The sequence below is a fragment of the Streptomyces umbrinus genome (assembly GCF_030817415.1).
Classification (GTDB): Bacteria; Actinomycetota; Actinomycetes; order Streptomycetales; family Streptomycetaceae; genus Streptomyces; species Streptomyces umbrinus_A.
The window spans coordinates 3,983,494-4,004,900 of record NZ_JAUSZI010000002.1 but is presented as its reverse complement, the minus strand read 5'-3'; the positions used below and the strand labels follow the sequence as shown (position 1 = coordinate 4,004,900).

Below are 21,407 nucleotides of genomic sequence, written 5' to 3'. Positions count from 1 at the left end.
GAGCAACAGCGCCGGTGGGCGCACCCCGGCTTGGGCCCAGCAGACCCCCCGCCCGACCAGCCCATCACATAGCGGGCCCTAGAATCGGGCCTACCATGGCATACCTCGACCACGCCGCGACCACCCCGATGCTCCCGGAGGCGGTCGAGGCAATGACCGCGCAGTTCTCCGTCACCGGCAACGCATCCTCCCTGCACGCCGCCGGCCGCCGCGCCCGCCGGACGGTCGAGGAAGGCCGCGAAACCCTCGCGGACGCCCTGGGCGCCCGCCCGAGCGAGGTGGTCTTCACCTCCGGCGGCACCGAGGCCGACAACCTCGCCGTGAAGGGCCTGTACTGGTCCCGCCGCGACGCCGACCCGGCCCGCACCCGGGTCCTCGCGAGCCCCGTGGAGCACCACGCCGTCCTCGACGCGGTCCACTGGCTGGGCGAGCACGAGGGCGCCACGGTCGAGTACCTCCCCGTCGACCGGTACGGCCGCGTCGACCCCGAGGCCCTCCGCGAGGCCGTCGCGCGCAACCCCGACGACGTCGCCCTCGCGACCGTCATGTGGGCGAACAACGAGATCGGCACGGTCATGCCGGTCCGCGAACTGGCCGACGTGGCAGGGGAGTTCGACATCCCGCTGCACGCCGACGCCGTCCAGGCCTTCGGTCAGGTCCCCGTCGACTTCGGCGCCTCGGGCCTCGCCGCGATGACCGTCTCGGGCCACAAGATCGGCGGCCCGTACGGCATCGGGGCGCTGCTGCTGGGCCGTGAGTACAGCCCCGTCCCGGTCCTGCACGGCGGGGGCCAGGAGCGGCACGTACGCTCCGGGACGCTGGACGTGCCGGCCGTCGCCGCGTTCGCCGTGGCGGGCCGAACCGCCGCCGAGCAGCGCGAGTGGTTCGTCCGCGAGATCGGCGGGCTGCGCGACGACCTGGTGGACGCCGTACTCCAGGCCGTGCCGGACGCGATCCTCGGCGGCGACCCGGCGAGCGGGGGCCGCCTGCCGGCCAACGCCCACTTCACGTTCCCCGGCTGCGAGGGGGACTCGCTGCTCCTGCTGCTCGACGCGCAGGGCATCGAGTGCTCCACGGGCTCCGCGTGCACGGCGGGCGTGGCCCAGCCGAGCCACGTACTCCTCGCCACGGGCACGGACCCCGACCTCGCCCGCGGCACCCTGCGCTTCTCCCTCGGCCACACCTCGACGGAGACGGACGTCGAGGCGGTCGCGAAGGCGATCGGGCCGGCGGTGGAGAGGGCGCGGACGGCGGGGCTGAGCTGAGCGCTCTGCTGGATGTGCGGTTTAGGCGCGGGCCGTTCGTAGCTGCGGGCCGGTGGGGGCTGGTCGCGCCCACGCGGCGGAGCCGCACAATGCCACCGTCCCGCGCCCCTGACGGGGCGCGCGCCAGCCGTCCGCGCGCGTCTACGCGCCGCGCGCGGACGGCTCCGCCGACGGGGAGGCCGACCGCTCGGCTGCCTCGCGCACCAGGGGTATGTATCTCTTCCAGTCCCAGTGCGGGCCCGGGTCCGTGTGGTCCGTGCCCGGTACCTCGACGTGGCCGATGATGTGCTCCCGGTCGACCGGGATGTCGTACCGGGCGCAGATACGGGCCGTCAGACGGGCCGAGGCCTCGTACATCGCGTCCGTGAAGTCCTTCGGGCGGTCCACGAAGCCCTCGTGCTCGATGCCGACGCTCCGCTCGTTGAAATCGCGGTTGCCCGCGTGGAAGGCGACGTCCAGCTCGCGGATCATCTGTGTGACGCGGCCGTCCTGGCGGACGATGTAGTGCGTGGCGGCGCCGTGCGCGGGGTTCTGGAAGACCTTCACCGCGCTCGCGTAACTGCCCTGTGTGACATGGATGATCACGCGGTCTATGCCGAAGTCGTCGGGCCGGTCGGCCATACGCCAGTTCGACGAGGACGCCGCCACCCAGCGCGCGCCCCGGAAGTCGACCGCACCCTCCTTGCGCGGCTTCTCCACGCTCGGCAGCCGCCACCACATGCGTCTCAGATCGTCCTGGGCCAGCACGGCGGTGCCAACGGCGGCCACGGCCCCGCCGATGAGCAGCGCACGGCGTCCGATCCGCCGGTCCGTGTCCTTCGCCGTATCCCCACCCTGATCGTGCATGTCTAGTCGAACGGATACTCGTGGGCTCCGGTTCCCACGGACCCGTACCCTGGAAGGGTTATGACTGAGACCTCGCAGCGCCCCCTTCGCGTACTGGCCGCCATGTCCGGTGGTGTGGACTCCGCCGTCGCCGCCGCCCGTGCCGCGGAAGCAGGGCATGACGTGACCGGAGTCCACCTCGCCCTCTCGGCGAACCCGCAATCGTTCCGCACGGGCGCGCGTGGCTGTTGCACCATCGAGGATTCGCGCGACGCCCGCCGCGCCGCGGACGTCATCGGCATCCCGTTCTACGTGTGGGACCTCGCCGAGCGCTTCCGCGAGGACGTGGTCGAGGACTTCGTCGCGGAGTACGAGGCCGGCCGCACCCCGAACCCCTGCCTGCGCTGCAACGAGAAGATCAAGTTCGCGGCCCTGCTCGACAAGGCCCTCGCCCTCGGCTTCGACGCGGTCTGCACCGGCCACTACGCCCAGGTGATCGTGAACGACGACGGCACGCGCGAGCTGCACCGCGCCTCGGACATGGCCAAGGACCAGTCGTACGTCCTCGGTGTGCTGGACGACCGTCAGCTCGCGCACGCGCTCTTTCCGCTCGGCGACACGGTCACCACGAAGGACGAGATCCGCGCGGAGGCCGAGCAGCGGGGCCTCGCCGTCGCCAAGAAGCCGGACTCGCACGACATCTGCTTCATCGCCGACGGCGACACCCAGGGCTTCCTCGCGAACCGCCTGGGCAAGGCGGAGGGCGACATCGTCGACGAGTCCGGCACGGTTCTCGGCAGCCACGAGGGCGCGTTCGGCTTCACGATCGGCCAGCGCAAGGGCCTGCGCATCGGCCACCCGGCCCCCGACGGCAAGCCGCGGTACGTGCTCGACATCTCGCCCGTGGACAACACCGTGACGGTCGGCCCGGCGGCCGCCCTGGACGTCTCCGCCCTGACGGCCGTCAAGCCCCGCTGGTGCGGTGCCGCTCCGGCCGGCCCGGGCACGTACACGGCCCAGCTCCGCGCCCACGGCGGCGAGACCACGGTCACCGCGGAAGTCGTCGACGGCGAGCTCCAGGTGCGCTTCGCCGAGCCCGTCCGCGGCGTCGCCCCCGGCCAGGCGATCGTCCTCTACGACGACACCCGCGTGGTGGGCTCGGCGACGATCGCGACGACCACGCGCGCGGCGACCGCACTGGCCTGAGACGGCCAGTACCGGCCGGCCCGAGTCGGTCCCGTACCGCGCTGCACGGTGGCGCGGCCGTACGGCTACACAGCGAAGAACTTCGCCAGCGCCGGTGCCAGGACGCCGGGATCCACCATGTGAGTCTGGCCCTCCAGCACGCGGTACGTCCCGTCCGGCGCCGCCTCCGCGGTGGCCCGGGCGGACTCGCGCATCCACTCGGGGCTCGCGCCGCCCGCCAGGGCCAGCACGGGCACGGGGACGGAGGCGAGGCGCTTGCGGGGCACCAGTCCGTCGCCCATCACGGCGTTGTCGTACGCGAGGGTCGGGGCGACCGCCTCCAGGGCCGGCCACACCGCGGAGTGCCGCATGCCCCTGATGACCTCGGGGGGCGCCCCGGTCAGGGCGATGAACAGCTCCACCGCGTCTCCGCGCCTGTCCTGCGCCAGCAGTTGGGCGAGGCGCTCGGTGTACTCCGCGCGCTGTTTCCCGCCCCCTTCGTAGACGGCGAACGGCGGTTCGTAGACGGCCACTTTGCCGACCGGCAGCCCGCTCGCCGCCGCCTCCAGGACCAGTGCGGCGCCCGACGACATGCCGTACAGGCCCGCGCTGCCGTCGCCCGTGACCTCGATGAGAGCCGCGATGTCCTCGACTTCCCGGGCCACCGCGAAGGGCTGTGTGTCACCGCTCTCGCCTCGGCCCCTGCGGTCGTACACGATCGCGCTGAACCGGTCCGACAGGAGCGAGGCCAGGGGCGCGTCGGAAGCGCCCGTGGCCATCGCCCCGGTCACGAAGATGACCGCCGGGCCCTCACCACTGACTTCGTACGCGATGGGAGTGCCATCGCGCGAGATCGTCTTCTTCTCCATGCCTGTGAGGACTGCCGGGCGGCCCGGAACTCATCGGTGAGATATGGATCCGTTCGGAGACGGGGTCAGACGGCTTCTACTTCGTAGAAGCACAGGTGGTCCTTGATCTCGGCGACCTCCGGCTTGGGGTCGGGGTAGCTCCAGACGAGGTCGGGAGCGTCCGGCAGCGACCAGTAGGACGCGTCACCCTTGAAGGGGCAGTGGGTGCGGGTCTCCGACGGGGTCAGCAGATCGAGGCGTACGTCCTCCGCGGGGAGGTAGTAGCGCACGGGCAGGCCCGTCTCGCGCAGCAGCAGCGGGCGGGTGCTCTCCGCGAGCACCTTGCCGTCGTGCACGACACGGACGTGCTCGGTGCCCTGCTCGATGGTGATGCGGTGGCCTTGGGTCACGGCTTTTCGGCCTCCTCAGGTAGCGGTCTCGTCCGGTACAGCGCAGGCTGCTGTCGTGTTCTTCCCCTTCGACCCCGGCTTTTCGTCCGTCTCTTCTCCTTGGCTTCTCTCCGGCGGAGGTCCTCATGGGAGCCACGCGCCTGACCCGCAACCGCACGACCCTCGCCCACCAGGTGCGATACGCCCTGCGGTATCCCGAGAGGGTCCCCGCGCACGCGCGCAGGGCCACGCGTGACGCCTGGCTGCGACTGCGGTACGGCCGCGACCACATCGCGTACTACCGGGCGGTGATGGCCTCGGACGCCGCGCGCGGTGCCGAGTCGGCGGTCGGGCACAACCCGTCACGCGACCGGTGGACGCAGATCGGCCGGATGCAGTTCGACTACCTGGTGGGGCACGGGCTGAAGCCCGACCACCGGATGCTGGAGATCGGCTGCGGGAACCTGCGCGCCGGGCGGCTGTTCATCGACTACCTGGAGAGCGGCCACTACTACGGGATCGACATCTCGCCGGACATCCTCATCGCGGCCCAGGACACCCTCGTACGGGAGGGGCTGCAGGACCGGCTGCCGCATCTGACGCTCACCGACGACCTGACGTTCGCGTTCCTGCCGGACGCGCACTTCGACGTGGTGCACGCGCACAGCGTGTTCTCGCACTCGCCGCCGCACGTCATCGAGGAGTGCTTCGCGCACGTCGGCCGGATCCTGGCGCCCGGCGGCTTCTTCGACTTCACCTTCGACCGGACCGAGGGCAGGGAACACCAGGTCCTGCACGAGGACTTCTACTACCGCACGGAGACCCTCGTCGGGCTCGCCGCGCCCCACGGCCTGTCGGCCCGCTTCCTGGAGGACTGGGAGACCCTGCCGCACCGCCAGTCGAGGATGAGGGTGACAGCGATGTCGGATCCGGGCCGTGATGTCGGAGCCGGGTCGTAGCGTGGAGCCATGAATATCTGCGTCTTCCTCTCGGCCGCCGACCTCGACGAGCGCTACACCCGCCCTGCCCGCGAGTTCGCCGAACTGCTCGGCAAGGGCGAGCACACTCTGGTGTGGGGCGGTTCGGACGTCGGGCTCATGAAGGTGGTAGCCGACGGCGTGCAGGAGGCCGGAGGACGGCTGCTGGGCGTCTCCGTGGAGTTCCTGGCGGCCAAGGCGCGCCCGGGCGCCGACGAGATGGTCATCGCGGGCGACCTCGCCGAGCGCAAGGCGCTGCTCCTGGAGAAGGCCGACGCCGTCGTGATCATGGTCGGCGGCACGGGCACGCTCGACGAGGCGACGGAGATCCTGGAGCTGAAGAAGCACGGGCACACCGACAAGCCCGTCGTCCTGCTCAACACCGCGGGCTTCTACGACGGCCTGAAGGAGCAGTTCCGCCGTATGGAGGACGAGGGCTTCCTGCCGTTGCCCCTCACGGAGCTCGTGTTCTTCGCCGAGGAGCCCGTCGGGGCGCTGGCCTACCTGGAGGAGAGCCAGGGCACACAGTGAGCCGTCGGCAGCGGCCACAGTGCCCGGCGGGGGAGGGGCATGCGCGTGCGAGCATGGCGGGCATGCCTACTCATCTGATCACCGGGGCCGGTTCCGGCATCGGCGCGGCCGTCGCCCGCCGCCTCCACGCGCGCGGGGACGAACTCGTCCTGCACGCGCGCGACGCGGGCCGCGCGAAGGAGCTGGCCGCCGAGTTCCCCGGGTCCCGGACCCTCGTCGGCGACCTCGCGGACCCGGGCCGGCTCTCCTGGGCGTTCTCGCACCAGACGCTGCCCGACCGCGTGGACTCGCTCCTGCACGTGGCGGGTGTGGTCGACCTCGGGCCGGTCGGCGAGCTGACCCCCAAGACGTGGCGCCACCAGCTCGACGTGAACCTGATCGCGCCCGCCGAGCTGACCCGTCACTTCCTGCCCCAACTCCGCGTCACCCAGGGCCATGTGATCTTCGTCAACTCCGGCGCCGGCCTCAGCGCCTCCGCCGGCTGGTCCGCGTACGCGGCCTCCAAGCACGGTCTGAAGGCCCTCGCCGACTCCCTGCGCAACGAGGAGCACGCGAACGGCGTCCGCGTCACGACCGTCTATCCCGGCCGCACCGCGAGCCCCATGCAGGCCAAGGTCCACCAGCAGGAGGGCAAGGAGTACGACGCCTCGAAGTGGATCGACCCCGAGTCCGTCGCGACGAGCATCCTCATGGCCCTCGACCTGCCCCGGGACGCGGAGATCAACGACATGACGGTACGTCCCGGCCGCTGACGGGGAGCCGAATCCGGACCCGCGCCCGGACCCGCACCTGGACCCGAGCCCGGACACGGACTGTGGCGTCCCGTTCCGCGGGCATTCCGTAGGCTGCCCGGGTGAGCGAAAACAGCGAGTTCAGGCCCGGCCCCGCGACCGGTGTCGGGTCGATGCCGGGCGGGGACGCCCGGGAGGCTGCCAAGACAGTGGCCGGGACCTTCGAGGGCCCCGAGACGGGCATGCCATTCCTGGCGGAACTGCCCGCCCGGGGCCCCGGCGCCGACATGATCGGGCGGACCGCCGGGATGCTCGCCGAGCTGTACGCGCGCGTGGAGCCCAGCGGCTGGCGGCTCGGGGACCGGCCGGGGCGGGACACCAAGCGGGCCAGGTCCTGGCTGGGCGAAGACCTCGACGCCCTGGAGGAGTTCACCCAGGGCTACCAGGGCCCGCTCAAGGTCCAGGCGGTCGGCCCCTGGACGCTCGCCGCCGCGCTGGAACTGCGCAACGGCGAGGTGGCGCTCTCCGACCCCGGCGCCTGCCGCGACCTCGCCGGATCGCTCGCCGAGGGACTGCGGGAACACCTCGCCGAGGTACGCCGTCGCGTGCCCGGTGCCGATGTCGTCCTGCAGCTCGACGAGCCGTCCCTCTTCGCCGTACTGAGCGGCCGGGTGAGGTCCGCGAGCGGCTACCGCACCCACCGTGCCGTCGACCGGCAGCTCGTCGAGGCCACGCTGCGGGACGTCGTCTCAGTACAGGCCGGCGGCCCGGTCGTCGTGCACTCGTGCGCGCCCGACGTCCCGTTCGCGCTGCTGCGCAGAGCCGGAGCGACCGCCGTCTCCTTCGACTTCGCTCTCCTCACCGAGCGTGACGACGACACGATCGGGGAAGCGGTGGAAGGGAGGACCAAGCTCTTCGCCGGTGTCGTCCCCGGGACGGATGCCCCATTGTCAGACCCTGCCGGTAGCGTCATGGGTGTCAGGACGCTGTGGCGCAGGCTGGGGCTGAATCCGGGGCTTCTCACGGACGCGGTCACACTCACCCCGTCGTGCGGACTCGCGGGCGCTTCCCCCGAGTACGCGCGCCGGGCACTCGCCCACTGCGCCCGGGCGGCGAGATCCCTCGCGGACAACCCAGAGTAACGGGAGGACGAAACGGTGGCCGGCGACAAGGACGCACAATTGGCCTCGGCTGCGGGGCCCGTGCCCGCCGAGGCTCGGGAGAAGCACGCGCAGCTCGCTGAGCAGATCGAGGAGCACCGCTTCCGGTACTACGTGAAGGACGCGCCGGTCGTCAGCGACGCCGACTTCGACAAACTCCTGCGCGCTCTTGAGGCGTTGGAGGACGAGCATCCCGAGCTGCGCACCCCCGACTCACCGACCCAGAAGGTCGCGGGGGCGTACGAGACGGAGTTCACGGCCGTCCAGCACCGCTCGCGCATGCTCTCCCTCGACAACGCCTTCGACGACGAGGAGCTGGCCGGCTGGGCGGACCGCGTCGCCAAGGAGGTCGGCACCTCCGACCACCACTTCCTGTGCGAGCTGAAGGTCGACGGCCTCGCGGTCAACCTCACGTACGAGCACGGCCGTCTCACCCGCGCGGCGACCCGCGGCGACGGCCGCACGGGCGAGGACATCACGCCCAACGTCCGTACGATCACGGAGATCCCCGACCGTCTCCACGGCGACCGCATCCCGGACCTCGTGGAGATCCGCGGCGAGGTCTACTTCCCGATGGAGAAGTTCGAGGAGCTCAACGCCCGTCTGGTGGAGGCGGGTGACAAGCCCTTCGCCAACCCGCGCAACGCGGCGGCGGGTTCACTCCGTCAGAAGGACCCCCGCATCACGGCGACCCGGCCGCTGCACATGGTCGTCCACGGCATCGGCGCCCTTGAGGGCTTCGACGGCATGAGCCGCCTCTCCCAGGCGTACGACCTGCTGCACGCGTGGGGCCTGCCGACGACCCGCTACGGCAAGGTGGTCGACGACCTCGACGGTGTACGGGAGTTCATCGCCTTCTACGGAGAGAACCGCCACTCCGTGGAGCACGAGATCGACGGCGTGGTCGTCAAGCTCGACGAGATCCCCCTCCAGGGCCGCCTCGGTTCGACCTCCCGCGCGCCCCGCTGGGCGATCGCCTGGAAGTACGCGCCGGAGGAGGTCAACACCAAGCTGGTCAACATCCGCGTGGGCGTGGGCCGCACGGGCCGCGTCACTCCGTACGCGCAGGTGGAGCCGGTCACGGTGGCCGGCTCCGAGGTCGAGTTCGCCACGCTGCACAACCAGGACGTGGTGAAGGCCAAGGGCGTCCTCATCGGCGACACCGTGGTGCTCCGCAAGGCCGGTGACGTCATCCCGGAGATCCTCGGCCCGGTCGTCGACCTGCGGGACGGCAGCGAGCGGGAGTTCGTGATGCCGGCCGAGTGCCCCGAGTGCGGCACACCGCTGGCGCCCGCCAAGGAGGGCGACATCGACCTCCGCTGCCCGAACGGCCAGACCTGCCCGGCCCAGTTGCGCGAGCGCCTCTTCTACCTCGGCGGCCGCAAGTGCCTGGACATCGAGAACTTCGGTTACGTCGCCGCCGCCGCGCTCACCAAGCCCCTGGAGCCCGCCGAGCCGCCGCTGAGGGACGAGGGCGACCTCTTCGACCTCACCATCGAGCAGTTGCTGCCCATCAAGGCGTACGTCCTCGACCAGGACAGCGGACTGCCCAAGCGGGACCCGAAGACCGGCGAGGAGAAGATCGCCACGGTCTTCGCCAACCAGGAGGGCGCCCCGAAGAAGAACGCGCTCGCGATGCTGGACTTCATCGCGGCCGCCAAGGAGCGTCCGCTGGCCCGGATCATCACCGGCCTGTCCATCCGGCACGTGGGGCCGGTCGCGGCCGAGGCCCTGGCCCGCGAGTTCCGCTCGATCGACCGCATTCAGCAGGCCACGGAGGAGGAGCTGGCCGCCGTCGAGGGCGTCGGGCCCACCATTGCCGCCTCGCTGAAGCAGTGGTTCACGGTGGACTGGCACCAGGAGATCCTCCGCAAGTGGAAGGCCGCGGGCGTCCGCATGGAGGAGGAGAGCTCCGGCGAGGACGAGGGACCCCGCCCGCTCGAAGGGCTCACGGTCGTCGTGACCGGCACCCTGGAACATCACACCCGCGACGGAGCGAAAGAAGCACTCCAGAGCCGGGGAGCGAAAGTGACCGGTTCTGTTTCGAAGAAGACGGCTTTTGTTGTCGTGGGTGACAATCCTGGATCGAAGTATGACAAGGCAATGCAGCTCAAAGTGCCGGTTCTGAACGAGGAGGGCTTCGCCGTCCTGCTCGAACAAGGACCGGAGGCAGCGGCCGAAGTCGCGCTTCCGATCGAGGAGTAGCGGTTGAAGACCACCCGTTCGGCGCATACCAGATGCATACGGGTGGCCGGGTCGCATTCGGGCAACCGTCGACGACCGCTGCCCGTGGAAGCCTTCTGCGGCCTACTGTTGAGGTGTGCGCCTGCCGTGCCCAGCTGCGGTTGGGGCATCCCCTGCTCTTCGGGAGCCTGGGGAAGGGTTATCAGACGCGGTGCCGTTGAGGGTTAGTCGGGCCGCGTGGCGTGGGCACCGCCGGCTGTGAGAGGGACGGGAATGGAACCGACCGAGAGCGCCGCCCCGGACTCACGGCTGCGCCCGCGCTGGGTGACCGGCGTGCGGCGATGGGGGCACCCCTTGCTGGAGCGAAGCCGGGAGTTCGGAGCGGGCCTCAGGGTCGCGCGGCCGGCAGGGCGTCCGGGCGGGCAGGTGCGCGCCGCCGGACAGTACAGCGCGGCGGCCGGGAACGGCCCGGGCCGCCTCACCTCCGTCCCCGGATCCCCGTCCCACGTGCCGGGCCACGAGTCCGAGAAGCAGATGTCCTGGCCCGCGCTGCCCGCGGCGGTCGTCACGTCGGCCGCGTTCGTCCTGGGCGCGGGCTTCTACCGGGCGTTCACCGGGAACCACGCGCTCTTTCCGTCCGGCTCCACCGGCTGGGCGCTCGCGGTCCTGGTCGGCATCATCGTCGGCCACCTGGTCGCGCTCGGCCGTTCCCGCTGGTGGGGCGGCACGGGCTCCGGCGCGGCCCTCACCCTCGCCGTCCTGCTGCTGTACGGCTGGGTGCCCGCCGGAATGGTCAGCCTCACGGTCGTCGTCCTCGTCGGCATAGCCCGTCGTCACCGCTGGCGGCAGGGTCTGCTGCACGGCGCGGTGGACATCCTCGGCATCGGCGCCGGGGCGCTGGTGCTCGCCGTGTTCGGCCGGGTGCCGTCCGTCGAGACGCCCTGGAAACCGGAGACTTGGACTGTTTATACGGCTCCTTCGGTGGTGTTGGTGGCCGGGGCGTATCTCGTGGTCTCCCGCGCGCTGCTCTGGTACCTCCACGCGCCGCGCACGGCCGGACTGCCGACCGTGGCCCGAACGGCCCTGGTCAGACAGGGGCTGGTCGCCGTCGCGTTGCTCGGCATCGCCCCGCTGATCTGCGTCGTCGCGATCGCCCTCCCCGTCCTGCTGCCGCTCTTCTCGGTCCCGCTCATCGCTCTCGACTCCACGCTCTGGATAGCGCGGGCGCGGGCCGAGGAGCAACTGCGTGACCCCCTCACCGGACTGCCCAACCGGCAGTGGCTACTCGAACGGACCTGGCGGGCGCTGGACGACGCCGAACGAATCGGTGCACGCTCCGCACTGATGCTGATCGATCTCGATCGCTTCAGGGCCGTGAATGACACGCTCGGCCACCTCGCTGGAGACCGCCTGCTGTTGCAGATAGCGGACCGGCTGCGGGTGGCGCTGCCGCGCGGGGCGGAGGCCGCGCGGCTCGGCGGGGACGAGTTCGCCGTCTTACTGCCCATCGTCGACTCGACGACGTCCGCGGCGCGGGTCGCCCGCAATCTCGTGGCCGCGCTCGGGTCACCGCTCGACCTCGACGGGCTCACGCTCGTCCTGGAGGCCAGCGCCGGGCTCGCCGTCTTCCCCGACCACGCGCTGGACGCGGAGGGGCTGCTGAGGCGGGCGGACGTCGCGATGTACCAGGCGAAGCGCGACCGTACGGGCGTGGAGGTGTACGAGTCCAAGCGGGACTCCAACACCCCCGACCGGCTCGGACTGCTGGGGGACCTGCGGCGGGCGCTCGACGCGGGAGACGTCGAGCTGCACTACCAGCCCAAGGTCCGCTTCGACGGACAGGTGGCAGGCCTTGAGGCGCTCGTGCGGTGGGTGCATCCCGAGCGCGGGAAGGTGCCGCCGGACGAGTTCATAGCCATCGCCGAGTCGTCCGGGCTGATGCCGCATCTCACCGAGTACGTGCTGGAGACGGCGCTCGCCCAGGTGGCGAGCTGGCGGGCCCGGGGGCTGCGGGTTCCGGTCGCCGTCAATGTGTCACCGCGGGACGTGCACACGCCCGGGTTCGCCGGGTCGGTCGCCGCACGGCTCGCTCGGCACGGAGTTCCCGCGGGGTCGCTTCAGCTGGAGATAACGGAACACGTGCTGCTCGAGGACCCGCAGCGCGCCGCGGACACCCTGGCGGGGCTGACCGGGCACGGCGTGAAGATGTCGCTCGACGACTTCGGGACCGGGTATTCGTCGCTGGTGCATCTGCGGCGGCTGCCCGTGAGCGAGCTGAAGATCGACCGGTCGTTCGTGGCGCGGCTCGCCGTGGACACCGAGGATGCCGAGATCGTGCGGTGCACCATCGATCTCGCCCACTCGCTCGGGCTGGTGGTCGTCGCCGAGGGCGTCGAGGACGACGAGACGTGGGAGCGGCTCAGGGATCTCGGGTGCGACGCGGTCCAGGGGTGGCTCGTGGCGGCGGCCATGCCTCCGGAGGAGGCCACGGCCTGGCTGCTCGCGCGGGGGTCTCGGGGGTGGCAGCGGCCCAAGGCGGCCCTGCCCGCGGCGTTGCCTGCGGCAGCTGAGGAGTAGTTCCTCGGGTGCGGGTCGGTGGGTCTTCGTCTCCCGCCCGCACCGCCCGTTACTGGTACCTGAGACGTGAAGGTCTCCCGTGGGGCGTCCTCGCCGTCGGCGCACGTCCGGCCGTCTTGCGGCGGTCCGGGCCGTCGTGCGGCGCGTGAGACCCGTACGGCCCATACCGCCCGCATGCGTCCCCCACCGAGCCGTGCCCGGGAAACCGATGTACGGGGATGCCCGTGCGACCCATAGGATTGGGCCAAACCACACTCACTCACCCCTGAGGATCGCTGCATGCCTGGCATCACGCGCGAGGAGGTCGCCCACCTCGCCCGGCTGGCGCGTCTGGAGCTGAAGGGCGAAGAGCTCGACCACTTCGCCGGCCAGCTCGACGACATCATCGGCGCGGTCGCCCGCGTCAGCGAGGTCGCCGACCAAGACGTACCGCCGACCTCCCACCCGCTGCCGTTGACGAACGTCATGCGCGCGGACGAGGTCCGTCCGTCGCTCACCCCCGAGCAGGCGCTCTCCGGCGCCCCGGCCCAGGAGCAGCAGCGTTTCAAGGTGCCGCAGATCCTGGGGGAGGACTAATCACCATGACGGACAGCAACGTCAACATCATCAAGCTCACCGCCGCGGAGATCGCCTCCAGGATCGCCGCCGGCGAGCTCACCGCCGTCGAGGTCACCGAGGCGCACCTCGCGCGCATCGAGGCCGTCGACGAGAAGGTGCACGCCTTCCTGCACGTCGACCGGGACGGGGCGCTCGCCCAGGCCCGTGCCGTCGACGAGAAGCGCGCGAAGGGCGAGAAGCTCGGCCCGCTTGCCGGCGTCCCCCTCGCGCTCAAGGACATCTTCACCACCGAGGGCATCCCGACGACCGTCGGCTCGAAGATCCTCGAAGGCTGGATCCCGCCGTACGACGCGACGCTCACCAAGCGGCTCAAGGCCGCCGACGTCGTCATTCTCGGCAAGACCAACATGGACGAGTTCGCCATGGGGTCCAGCACCGAGAACAGCGCATACGGGCCGACCGGGAACCCGTGGGACCTCACCCGCATCCCCGGCGGCTCCGGCGGCGGTTCGTCCGCCGCGCTCGCCTCTTACCAGGCGCCCCTCGCCATCGGCACGGACACCGGCGGCTCGATCCGGCAGCCCGCCTCCGTCACCGGCACGGTCGGCGTGAAGCCGACGTACGGCGCCGTCTCGCGGTACGGAATGGTCGCGTTCTCGTCCTCCCTCGACCAGGGCGGGCCCTGCGCCCGTACGGTCCTCGACGCCGCCCTCCTGCACGAGGTCATCGCCGGGCACGACCCCCTCGACTCCACCTCCATCGACGCGCCCGTCCCGGCCGTCGTCGAGGCCGCCCGCAACGGCAGCGTCGAAGGCATGCGCGTCGGTGTCGTCAAGCAGTTCCGCGGCGAGGGCTACCAGGCCGGTGTCGTGCAGCGCTTCGACGAGTCCGTCTCGCTCCTCAAGGAGTTGGGCGCCGAGATCGTCGAGCTGGACTGCCCGTCCTTCGACCTCGCCCTTTCGGCTTACTACCTGATCGCCCCGTCCGAGTGTTCGAGCAACCTCGCCCGCTTCGACGGCCTGCGCTACGGCCTGCGCACCGGCGACGACGGCACGCACTCCGCCGAGGAGGTCACCGCCCTCACCCGTGAGGCGGGCTTCGGTGACGAGGTCAAGCGCCGCATCATGCTCGGCACGTACGCGCTCAGCTCCGGCTACTACGACGCGTACTACGGCAGCGCCCAGAAGGTCCGTACGCTCATCACGCGCGACTTCGAGAAGGCGTTCGAGCAGGTGGACGTGATCGTGTCGCCCACGACGCCGACCACCGCCTTCCCGATCGGCGAGCGCGCCGACGACCCGATGGCGATGTACCTCGCCGACCTGTGCACCATCCCGACGAACCTCGCGGGCAACGCCGCGATGTCACTGCCCTGCGGTCTCGCGCCGGAGGACAACCTGCCCGTGGGCCTGCAGATCATCGCCCCCGCGATGCAGGACGACCGCCTCTACAAGGTCGGTGCTGCTGTCGAGGCCGCGTTCGTGGAACGCTGGGGGCACCCGCTGATCGAGGAGGCTCCGTCGTTGTGAGTGCCACGGCCAACAAGGCAAAGAACTTCAAGAAGTCGAAGAAGGGGCTGTACCTGTCGCTCGGCAGTACAGCGTTCGGCGCGATCAGTGTTGCCAAGCAGGCCAAGCTGGCCCGCAGTGACGGGGACACCCTGAGGCTCATCGACGCCGCCGTATCCGCCGCCGCCATCGTCACCGGCCTTGCGATCATCTACCGGGAGCTCAAGCGCCTCGGTGACGACGACGTCCTGCTGGGCTGAGAGGGAAAGTTTCACCGTGACTGTCACGACTGACCTGGTGTCGTACGAGGACGCGCTGGCGTCGTACGACCCCGTCATGGGCCTCGAAGTCCATGTCGAACTCGGCACCAAGACCAAGATGTTCTGCGGCTGTTCCACCGAGCTGGGCGCCGAGCCCAACTCGCAGGCCTGCCCGACCTGCCTCGGCATGCCCGGCGCGCTGCCGGTCGTCAACGCGGTCGGCGTCGAGTCCGCGATCAAGATCGGTCTCGCGCTGCACTGCGAGATCGCCGAGTGGTGCCGCTTCGCCCGGAAGAACTACTTCTATCCGGACATGCCGAAGAACTTCCAGACCTCCCAGTACGACGAGCCGATCGCCTTCAACGGCTATCTGGACGTCCAGCTGGAGGACGGCGAGGTCTTCCGCGTGGAGATCGAGCGCGCCCACATGGAGGAGGACACCGGCAAGTCGCTGCACGTCGGCGGCGCGACCGGCCGTATCCACGGCGCCTCGCACTCGCTCCTCGACTACAACCGCGCCGGCATCCCCCTCATCGAGATCGTCACCAAGCCGATCGAGGGCGCCGGCGAGCGCGCTCCCGAGGTCGCCAAGGCGTACGTCGCCGAGCTGCGCGAGCTCATCAAGGCGCTCGGTGTCTCGGAAGCCCGCATGGAGCAGGGCCAGATGCGCTGCGACGTGAACCTGTCGCTGCGCCCGCACGGCCGCGAGAAGTTCGGCACCCGGAGCGAGACCAAGAACGTCAACTCGCTGCGGTCCGTCGAGCGCGCCGCCCGCTTCGAGATCCAGCGGCACGCCGCGGTTCTCGGCAGCGGCGGAACGATCATCCAGGAGACCCGCCACTTCCACGAGGACACCGGGTCCACGACCTCGGGCCGCGTGAAGGAGGAGGCGGAGGACTACCGCTACTTCCCCGAGCCGGACCTCGTGCCGGTCGCCCCGTCCCGCGAGTGGGTCGAGGAGCTGCGCGCGGGCCTGCCCGAGCAGCCGCTGGCCCGGCGCAACCGGCTGCGCGAGGAGTGGGGCATCACCGCCCACGACATGCAGTCGATCCTCAACGCCGGTGCCATCGACTCCATCGTCGCCACGATCGCGGCGGGCGCCGACGCGGCCTCCGCCCGCAAGTGGTGGATGGGCGAACTGGCGCGTACGGCCAACGAGTCGGGTGTGTCCCTGGACGCCCTGGCCATCACGCCCGAGCAGGTCGCCCGGGTGACCGCCCTGGTCAACGAGGGCTCCCTCAACGACAAGCTGGCCCGCCAGGTCATCGAGGGCGTCCTCAAGGGCGAGGGCACCCCGGACGAGGTCGTCGAGAAGCGCGGTCTGAAGGTCGTCTCCGACGAGGGCGCCCTGACGACGGCCGTCGAGGAGGCCATCGCCGGCAACGCGGCCATCGCGGACAAGATCCGTGGGGGCAAGGTCGCCGCCGTGGGCGCCCTGGTGGGCGCGGTCATGAAGGCCACGCGGGGGCAGGCCGACGCGGCCCGCGTCAAGGAGTTGATCCTGGAGAAGCTGGGCGTCGAGGGCTGAGCCCTCGGTCTTTGCCTTGCGGAGGGGGCGTGCACCTGAGTTCTCAGGTGCACGCCCCCTCCGGCGTTCCGTCCTGGGGGCTGCGCCCCCAGACCCCGCCCCTATTGGTTCACTGCGGGAGTGTGCCTGTGCGGGCCGTCCGTGGCTGGGCGCGCAGTTCCCCGCGCCCCTGACGGGGCGCGGGGAGGGGACGAGCTGAACGCCGTCGAGGTCTCGTGCGTACATGTCTCTGAGGCCGCTCACTCCTACCGCGTGTAGGGCGATCGGGGGTGCATCGGGACCGATGTACCCCCCATTGGCGTGTCTGCGGACGCCGCGTGGGGCGACAGAGTTCATTGGATTGTCGTGTGAACTGCCTCGCACTCCTGTGAGTAAACCCACGAATGCGGCTAACGATCACTTTCGGCTGCAAGAGTGATAACGAATTGGTCATGCGTTCTTTGCGGGCAGTTCCCGATAAAGATCCACAAAACACCCAGGGGAGCTCGTCCGTGGCAGCTCTAGCACGTTGGTGTGTCCAGCACCGCCTCGTCGCCGTACTGCTCTGGCTCCTCGCCTTCGGCGGGATCACCGCCGCCGCTGCCGTCACCGGAACCGCGTACTCGAACGACTACGAGGCGCCGGGCACCGAATCGGGCCGCGCCAGCCAGCTCCTCCAGGACGGTTTCCCCGGCCTCGGCGGCGACAACGACACCGTTGTCTGGCACACCACCGCCGGCACGGTCCGTGCCGCGGACGTCGAGCAGACCATGAGCCACACCCTCGACGAGATCGCCGACCTGCCCGGGGTGGCCGCGGTCGACAGCCCGTACAAGGGCCACGGCGCGGGCCAGATCAGCGGCGACGGACGTACGGCCTACGCCACCGTGACCTTCGACGACCCGGCCGAGGACATCGACCAGGGCGAGGCCACGGCCGTCGTCGACACCGCGAAGGCCGCCGGGACGGACGGACTCCAGGTGGAGATGGGCGGCCAGGCCGTCGCCCTCACCGAGTCGTCGGGTGGCCACATAGCCGAGGTCGTCGGGGTGATCGTCGCCGCGGTGGTCCTCTTCCTCGCCTTCGGCTCCCTCGCCGCCTCGCTGCTGCCCATCGCCACGGCCCTGGTCAGCGTGGGCACGGCGTACGCCGGGATCGCGCTCCTCGGGCACGCGATGACCGTCGCCGACTTCGCGCCGATGCTCGGCATGCTGATCGGACTCGGCGTGGGCATCGACTACGCGCTGTTCATCGTGACCAGGCACCGACGCGGCCTGAAACGCGGACTCTCCGTCGAGGAGGCCGCACGGAACGCGGTGGCCACCACCGGGCGCGCGGTCGTCTTCGCGGGCGCCACCGTCTGTATCGCCCTGCTCGGCATGCTCATACTGCGGCTCGGCTTCCTCAACGGCGTCGCGATCGCCGCGTCCCTCACCGTGGTCCTCACCGTCGCGGCCTCCGTGACCCTGCTGCCCGCGCTCCTCTCCTTCATCGGCATGCGCGCCCTCAGCCGCCGTGAGCGCCGCCGCCTGGACGAGCACGGCCCCCAGCCGGAGATCCCCACCGGGCTCGCCGCCCGCTGGTCCGCTTTCGTCGAGAAGCACCCCAAGCTCCTCGGCGGCGTCGCCCTGGCCGTCATGGCCCTGCTCGCGATCCCGACCTTCTCCCTGCACCTGGGCACCTCCGACCAGGGCAACAACCCGGAGACGGCCACCACACGGCAGGCGTACGACCTGCTCGCTGGGGGCACCTCCCGCTCGGAGAGTGGGGGAGGCTTCGGGCCCGGACTTAACGGGCCGCTGACCCTCGTCACACACGTCGGCGGGGCCCAGGACCGGGTCGCCCTCGACAACCTCGACGCCACACTCAGGGCGACCGAGGGCGTCCGGACGGCGACCCCGGTGACGTACAACAACGCCGGCGACACCGCCTATCTCAGCGTCGTACCGACGTCCTCGCCGCAGTCCGAGCGGACCAGCGACCTCGTCGACCGGCTGCGCGACGACGTGCTGCCGCAGGCCGAGACGGGGACCACGCTCGACCTCCAGGTCGGCGGCATGACCGCCTCGTACGACGACTTCGCCGACGTCATCGTCGGCAAACTGCCCCTCTTCGTGGGCGTCGTCATCGGCCTCGGCTGTGTCCTGCTGCTGCTCGCCTTCCGCTCCATCGGCATCCCCCTGAAGGCCGCCGCGATGAACATCGCGGCCGTCACCGCCTCCTTCGGAGTCGTCGTCGCGATCTTCCAGTGGGGCTGGGGCAGCGAACTGCTGGGCCTCGGCCGCGCCGGCCCGATCGAGCCCTTCCTGCCCGTGATCATGGTCTCCGTGCTCTTCGGGCTCTCCATGGACTACCAGGTGTTCCTGGTCAGCAGGATGCACGAGGAGTGGCTGGAGACCGGTGACAACCGGCGAGCCGTCCGCGTGGGCCTCGCCGAGACCGGCCGGGTGATCAACTCCGCCGCCGTGATCATGATCTCGGTCTTCCTGGCCTTCGTGCTCAGCGGTGACCGCGTCATCGCGATGTTCGGCATAGCGCTCGCCGCGGCCGTCGCCCTCGACGCCTTCGTGCTGCGTACGCTCCTGGTCCCGGCCCTGATGCACATGTTGGGCGGCGCCAACTGGTGGCTGCCCCGCTGGCTCGACCGGCGCCTGCCGCGCATCAGCATCGAGCCGCCGGAAACCCGTACCGTCGACGCGGAGGGCCGTGCGAGGATCCCGGGGGCGCGCGAGGACGCGCTCGTGGAGGTACTCGTGAAGGAGCAGCAGCAGGATGTACGCGATATCCCTGGGTGACGACGGCGCCGAACTGCGGCCCCTGGAGCCGTGGCACGCGGAGGAGTTCCTGGCGCACCTCGACCGGGGGCGCGAGTTCATAGGGCAGCACATTCCGTTCGGGACCAAGGCCGTCGACGTCGACTCCGCGAGGGAACTCCTCCAGGCGTTCGCCGACAAGCGCGCCACCGACACCGGCAGCCTGCACGGGCTGTGGCTGGAGGGGAAGCTGGTCGGCGGTGTGTTGTTCCTCCACTTCGACGCCGAGCGGGGCACCTGCGAGGTCGGCTGCTGGCTGGAGCCGGCCGGCGCGGGACGCGGACTGGTCACGCGCGCCATGCGGATCCTCATCGACTGGGCGGTCGAGGAGCGGGGCATCCACCGCGTGGAGTGGCAGGCGTCGTCCGCCAACGAACCGAGCATCAACGTGGCGCGGCGGCTCGGTATGAACCGCGACGGGGTGCTCAGGGAGAGCTTCCCGTACCGGGGCGTACGCCAGGACACGGAAGTGTGGTCGGTGCTCGCGCCCGAGTGGCGTGCCGCACGCGCGCGTGCCTGGAAGTGACGTCCCGACCGTGCTCGGGGCGGTGGCGTACGGGCGCCGAGTAGGGCGAAAAGCCGCCCGGCGCGTGAGGATCTTGGGATCTTAAAGAAATTCTCAGACAGCGTCCGTACGGTGCGGAGCATGGGAACCAAGACAGAGGACGAAGCCGGAGCCAAGACCGGCACCGAGGCACAGCGCGACGAGGAGGCCGTGAAGCTCAGCAAGGGCGACGAGACGGCCGCGATCGGGGAGGTCGAGGAGGCCGAGGCCGCCGAGGCGGCTGACGACCAGGCCGACTCCGAGGTCCTCGGCGAGGACGAGGACGAGGACGACGAGGCCCTGGTCGCGGCCGAGCGCGGTTCCGGCGTGGGCCTGGGTGCCGCCGCCGTCGTATCCGCCGGACTCGGCGTCGTCTCGCTGACCGGCAGCTGGGTCGGCACCATCGCGCAGGCGCGCGATGGGCTGTTCGGCCAGCTGGAGACCGCGCAGAGCGCCGGTGTGGCCGAGCAGATCAAGCAGGTCTACTCCGACTCCTGGAACGCCAACGCGCTGGTCGCCGGGTTCTTCGCGCTGACCGCGCTGATCGTCGGCGTCGTGGTGCTGGCCCGGCCCGCGTTCGGCAACCCCGACCGGATTCCGGCGCAGGCCCCGTGGGTCAAGTCGGTCGCCTGGGCGGGTGTCTCGCTCGGTGTCATCGGCCTCCTGCTGGCCGCGCTCAAGTACTCAAACATCCTGCTCGACATGCCGTCCCCGAGCTGAAAACCGCACGTCTGAGGGGCCTTAGGCCCGCCGTAGGCCATCCACGGCGGAACTAAGGCCCTTCCTGCGCTCAAGATGCGGAACTCTCCCGATGTGGCGCACCCCCCTTGGAGACGAAGGTTGAGGCATCGCAACAGAGCGAAGCCGGAAACAACACTTCACGAGGGGTACGAGATGTTCGAGTACGAGCTCCAGCAGATCCGCACCGCGGAGATGATCCGCGAGGCCGACAACTACCGACTGGTCCGCGAGGCCGTCCGCAGCCGCCGCGCCGCCCGGCGCGAGGCCGCGCGATCCGGCCGCGACGACACCGAGGGGCGGGTGCATAGCCGGCACCACCGCAGGTCCCGGTCCGCACGCGTCGCGTGAGCGCCGGAGCGGGTGAGGGTGGCCGCACGGGGGTCGGCCGCCCTCACCGGGACGGCACCACCGTGACCGCCCTCCCGGCCATCAACACCACCTCCGGGACCACGGGCCCGTCCGCCGCCGCGGGCGGGCCCGCGGTCTTGAGCGGGGCTGATGCGGTGCGTGGGCCCGCGGTGGTGAGTGCGCCTGAGGCCGTGGGCAAGCCCGAGGCCGTGGGGAGGTCCGCAGCCGTGGGGAGGTCCGAAGCCGTGGACGAGCGTGAGGTTGTGGGCAGGCTTGAGGGCGCGGGCAGGTTCGGAGTGGTGGGGGAGCCCGAGGTCGCGGGCAGGCTCGTGGCCGTGGGCAGGTCCGAGGCTGTAGGCGGGAACGCAGCCGTGCGCGCCGAAGCCGCGGGCACGTCCGAGGTTGTGGGCGGGCCCGCGGTCATGGGCAGGCTCGAAGCGGCGGGTGAGCCCGAGG

19 protein-coding genes are annotated in these 21,407 nt (G+C 70.9%); 16 read left to right on the top strand and 3 right to left on the bottom strand.

Features of this window, described 5'->3' with window-relative positions; translation table 11 throughout:
• Window positions 1–95 precede the first annotated feature (95 nt).
• Window positions 96–1,265 carry a cysteine desulfurase family protein gene (locus QF035_RS17480; protein ID WP_307521260.1) on the top strand — a complete coding sequence of 390 codons (1,170 nt, stop codon included), beginning with the start codon at window positions 96–98 and terminating at the stop codon, window positions 1,263–1,265.
• A gap of 141 nt (window positions 1,266–1,406) precedes the next feature.
• Here QF035_RS17480 and QF035_RS17475 read toward each other — a convergent pair whose 3' ends face one another.
• Window positions 1,407–2,111 (bottom strand): N-acetylmuramoyl-L-alanine amidase, encoded by a 705-nt coding sequence (locus tag QF035_RS17475; protein ID WP_307521259.1) that lies wholly within the window; start codon window positions 2,109–2,111, stop codon window positions 1,407–1,409.
• Window positions 2,112–2,171: 60 nt separating this feature from the next.
• On the opposite strand from QF035_RS17475, the gene mnmA reads away from it, so the two are divergent.
• Window positions 2,172–3,296, top strand: a complete 1,125-nt coding sequence (mnmA, locus tag QF035_RS17470) for a tRNA 2-thiouridine(34) synthase MnmA (protein WP_307521257.1) — start codon at window positions 2,172–2,174, stop codon at window positions 3,294–3,296.
• A gap of 65 nt (window positions 3,297–3,361) precedes the next feature.
• On the opposite strand, the gene QF035_RS17465 is transcribed toward mnmA, so the two are convergent.
• Window positions 3,362–4,144, bottom strand: a complete 783-nt coding sequence (locus tag QF035_RS17465; protein ID WP_307521256.1) for an alpha/beta fold hydrolase — start codon at window positions 4,142–4,144, stop codon at window positions 3,362–3,364.
• Between the two features lie 65 nt (window positions 4,145–4,209).
• Entirely contained in the window at window positions 4,210–4,533 is a 324-nt protein-coding gene (locus QF035_RS17460) for a DUF427 domain-containing protein (protein ID WP_307521255.1), read from the bottom strand.
• A 125-nt stretch (window positions 4,534–4,658) separates the two neighbouring features.
• Here QF035_RS17460 and QF035_RS17455 point away from each other — a divergent pair, with 125 nt between their 5' ends.
• The 14 genes from QF035_RS17455 (at window position 4,659) to QF035_RS17390 (ending at window position 20,951) form a co-directional block, all read left to right on the top strand.
• Window positions 4,659–5,471 carry a class I SAM-dependent DNA methyltransferase gene (locus tag QF035_RS17455; protein WP_307521254.1) on the top strand — a complete coding sequence of 271 codons (813 nt, stop codon included), beginning with the start codon at window positions 4,659–4,661 and terminating at the stop codon, window positions 5,469–5,471.
• Window positions 5,472–5,480: 9 nt separating this feature from the next.
• Complete coding sequence (locus QF035_RS17450) at window positions 5,481–6,020, top strand: LOG family protein (RefSeq protein WP_307521253.1); 540 nt, start codon at window positions 5,481–5,483, stop codon at window positions 6,018–6,020.
• A 53-nt stretch (window positions 6,021–6,073) separates the two neighbouring features.
• Window positions 6,074–6,772 carry an SDR family oxidoreductase gene (locus tag QF035_RS17445; RefSeq protein WP_307521252.1) on the top strand — a complete coding sequence of 233 codons (699 nt, stop codon included), beginning with the start codon at window positions 6,074–6,076 and terminating at the stop codon, window positions 6,770–6,772.
• 152 nt (window positions 6,773–6,924) lie between these two features.
• Window positions 6,925–7,893 carry a methionine synthase gene (locus QF035_RS17440; RefSeq protein WP_373466954.1) on the top strand — a complete coding sequence of 323 codons (969 nt, stop codon included), beginning with the start codon at window positions 6,925–6,927 and terminating at the stop codon, window positions 7,891–7,893.
• A 15-nt stretch (window positions 7,894–7,908) separates the two neighbouring features.
• The gene (gene ligA / locus QF035_RS17435) at window positions 7,909–10,116 is read left to right on the top strand and encodes an NAD-dependent DNA ligase LigA (protein WP_307521249.1); all 2,208 of its coding nucleotides are present in this window, start codon (window positions 7,909–7,911) and stop codon (window positions 10,114–10,116) included.
• Between the two features lie 252 nt (window positions 10,117–10,368).
• Window positions 10,369–12,672 carry a putative bifunctional diguanylate cyclase/phosphodiesterase gene (locus QF035_RS17430; RefSeq protein ID WP_307521248.1) on the top strand — a complete coding sequence of 768 codons (2,304 nt, stop codon included), beginning with the start codon at window positions 10,369–10,371 and terminating at the stop codon, window positions 12,670–12,672.
• A 279-nt stretch (window positions 12,673–12,951) separates the two neighbouring features.
• Window positions 12,952–13,248, top strand: a complete 297-nt coding sequence (gene gatC / locus QF035_RS17425) for an Asp-tRNA(Asn)/Glu-tRNA(Gln) amidotransferase subunit GatC (protein WP_015036350.1) — start codon at window positions 12,952–12,954, stop codon at window positions 13,246–13,248.
• A 5-nt stretch (window positions 13,249–13,253) separates the two neighbouring features.
• On the top strand, window positions 13,254–14,759 hold the full coding sequence (gene gatA / locus QF035_RS17420; RefSeq protein WP_269648460.1) for an Asp-tRNA(Asn)/Glu-tRNA(Gln) amidotransferase subunit GatA: 1,506 nt from the start codon (window positions 13,254–13,256) through the stop codon (window positions 14,757–14,759).
• Window positions 14,756–14,998: a hypothetical protein gene (locus QF035_RS17415; protein WP_055614821.1), complete on the top strand. Its 243-nt coding sequence runs from the start codon at window positions 14,756–14,758 to the stop codon at window positions 14,996–14,998. Before gatA ends, QF035_RS17415 begins: the two co-directional genes overlap by 4 nt.
• A gap of 16 nt (window positions 14,999–15,014) precedes the next feature.
• Entirely contained in the window at window positions 15,015–16,526 is a 1,512-nt protein-coding gene (gene gatB, locus QF035_RS17410; RefSeq protein WP_307521245.1) for an Asp-tRNA(Asn)/Glu-tRNA(Gln) amidotransferase subunit GatB, read from the top strand.
• A gap of 491 nt (window positions 16,527–17,017) precedes the next feature.
• Complete coding sequence (locus QF035_RS17405; protein WP_307521244.1) at window positions 17,018–19,300, top strand: MMPL family transporter; 2,283 nt, start codon at window positions 17,018–17,020, stop codon at window positions 19,298–19,300.
• Entirely contained in the window at window positions 19,278–19,844 is a 567-nt protein-coding gene (locus QF035_RS17400) for a GNAT family N-acetyltransferase (RefSeq protein WP_307521243.1), read from the top strand. The genes QF035_RS17405 and QF035_RS17400 overlap by 23 nt, the downstream gene beginning before the upstream one ends.
• Before the next feature lie 120 nt (window positions 19,845–19,964).
• The gene (locus QF035_RS17395) at window positions 19,965–20,582 is read left to right on the top strand and encodes a hypothetical protein (protein ID WP_307521242.1); all 618 of its coding nucleotides are present in this window, start codon (window positions 19,965–19,967) and stop codon (window positions 20,580–20,582) included.
• Between the two features lie 174 nt (window positions 20,583–20,756).
• Entirely contained in the window at window positions 20,757–20,951 is a 195-nt protein-coding gene (locus tag QF035_RS17390; RefSeq protein ID WP_307521241.1) for a hypothetical protein, read from the top strand.
• Window positions 20,952–21,407: the final 456 nt, after the last annotated feature.

Excerpts from the sequence above, each read along its gene's own strand:
- QF035_RS17480 (WP_307521260.1), top strand. The coding sequence starts at position 96 with ATGGCATACCTCGACCACGCCGCGACCACCCCGATGCTCCCGGAGGCG.
- QF035_RS17475 (WP_307521259.1), bottom strand. The coding sequence starts at position 2,111 with ATGCACGATCAGGGTGGGGATACGGCGAAGGACACGGACCGGCGGATC.
- mnmA (WP_307521257.1), top strand. The coding sequence starts at position 2,172 with ATGACTGAGACCTCGCAGCGCCCCCTTCGCGTACTGGCCGCCATGTCC.
- QF035_RS17465 (WP_307521256.1), bottom strand. The coding sequence starts at position 4,144 with ATGGAGAAGAAGACGATCTCGCGCGATGGCACTCCCATCGCGTACGAA.
- QF035_RS17455 (WP_307521254.1), top strand. The coding sequence starts at position 4,659 with ATGGGAGCCACGCGCCTGACCCGCAACCGCACGACCCTCGCCCACCAG.
- QF035_RS17450 (WP_307521253.1), top strand. The coding sequence starts at position 5,481 with ATGAATATCTGCGTCTTCCTCTCGGCCGCCGACCTCGACGAGCGCTAC.
- QF035_RS17445 (WP_307521252.1), top strand. The coding sequence starts at position 6,074 with ATGGCGGGCATGCCTACTCATCTGATCACCGGGGCCGGTTCCGGCATC.
- QF035_RS17440 (WP_373466954.1), top strand. The coding sequence starts at position 6,925 with ATGCCGGGCGGGGACGCCCGGGAGGCTGCCAAGACAGTGGCCGGGACC.
- QF035_RS17430 (WP_307521248.1), top strand. The coding sequence starts at position 10,369 with ATGGAACCGACCGAGAGCGCCGCCCCGGACTCACGGCTGCGCCCGCGC.
- gatC (WP_015036350.1), top strand. The coding sequence starts at position 12,952 with ATGCCTGGCATCACGCGCGAGGAGGTCGCCCACCTCGCCCGGCTGGCG.
- gatA (WP_269648460.1), top strand. The coding sequence starts at position 13,254 with ATGACGGACAGCAACGTCAACATCATCAAGCTCACCGCCGCGGAGATC.
- QF035_RS17400 (WP_307521243.1), top strand. The coding sequence starts at position 19,278 with ATGTACGCGATATCCCTGGGTGACGACGGCGCCGAACTGCGGCCCCTG.
- QF035_RS17395 (WP_307521242.1), top strand. The coding sequence starts at position 19,965 with ATGGGAACCAAGACAGAGGACGAAGCCGGAGCCAAGACCGGCACCGAG.
- QF035_RS17390 (WP_307521241.1), top strand. The coding sequence starts at position 20,757 with ATGTTCGAGTACGAGCTCCAGCAGATCCGCACCGCGGAGATGATCCGC.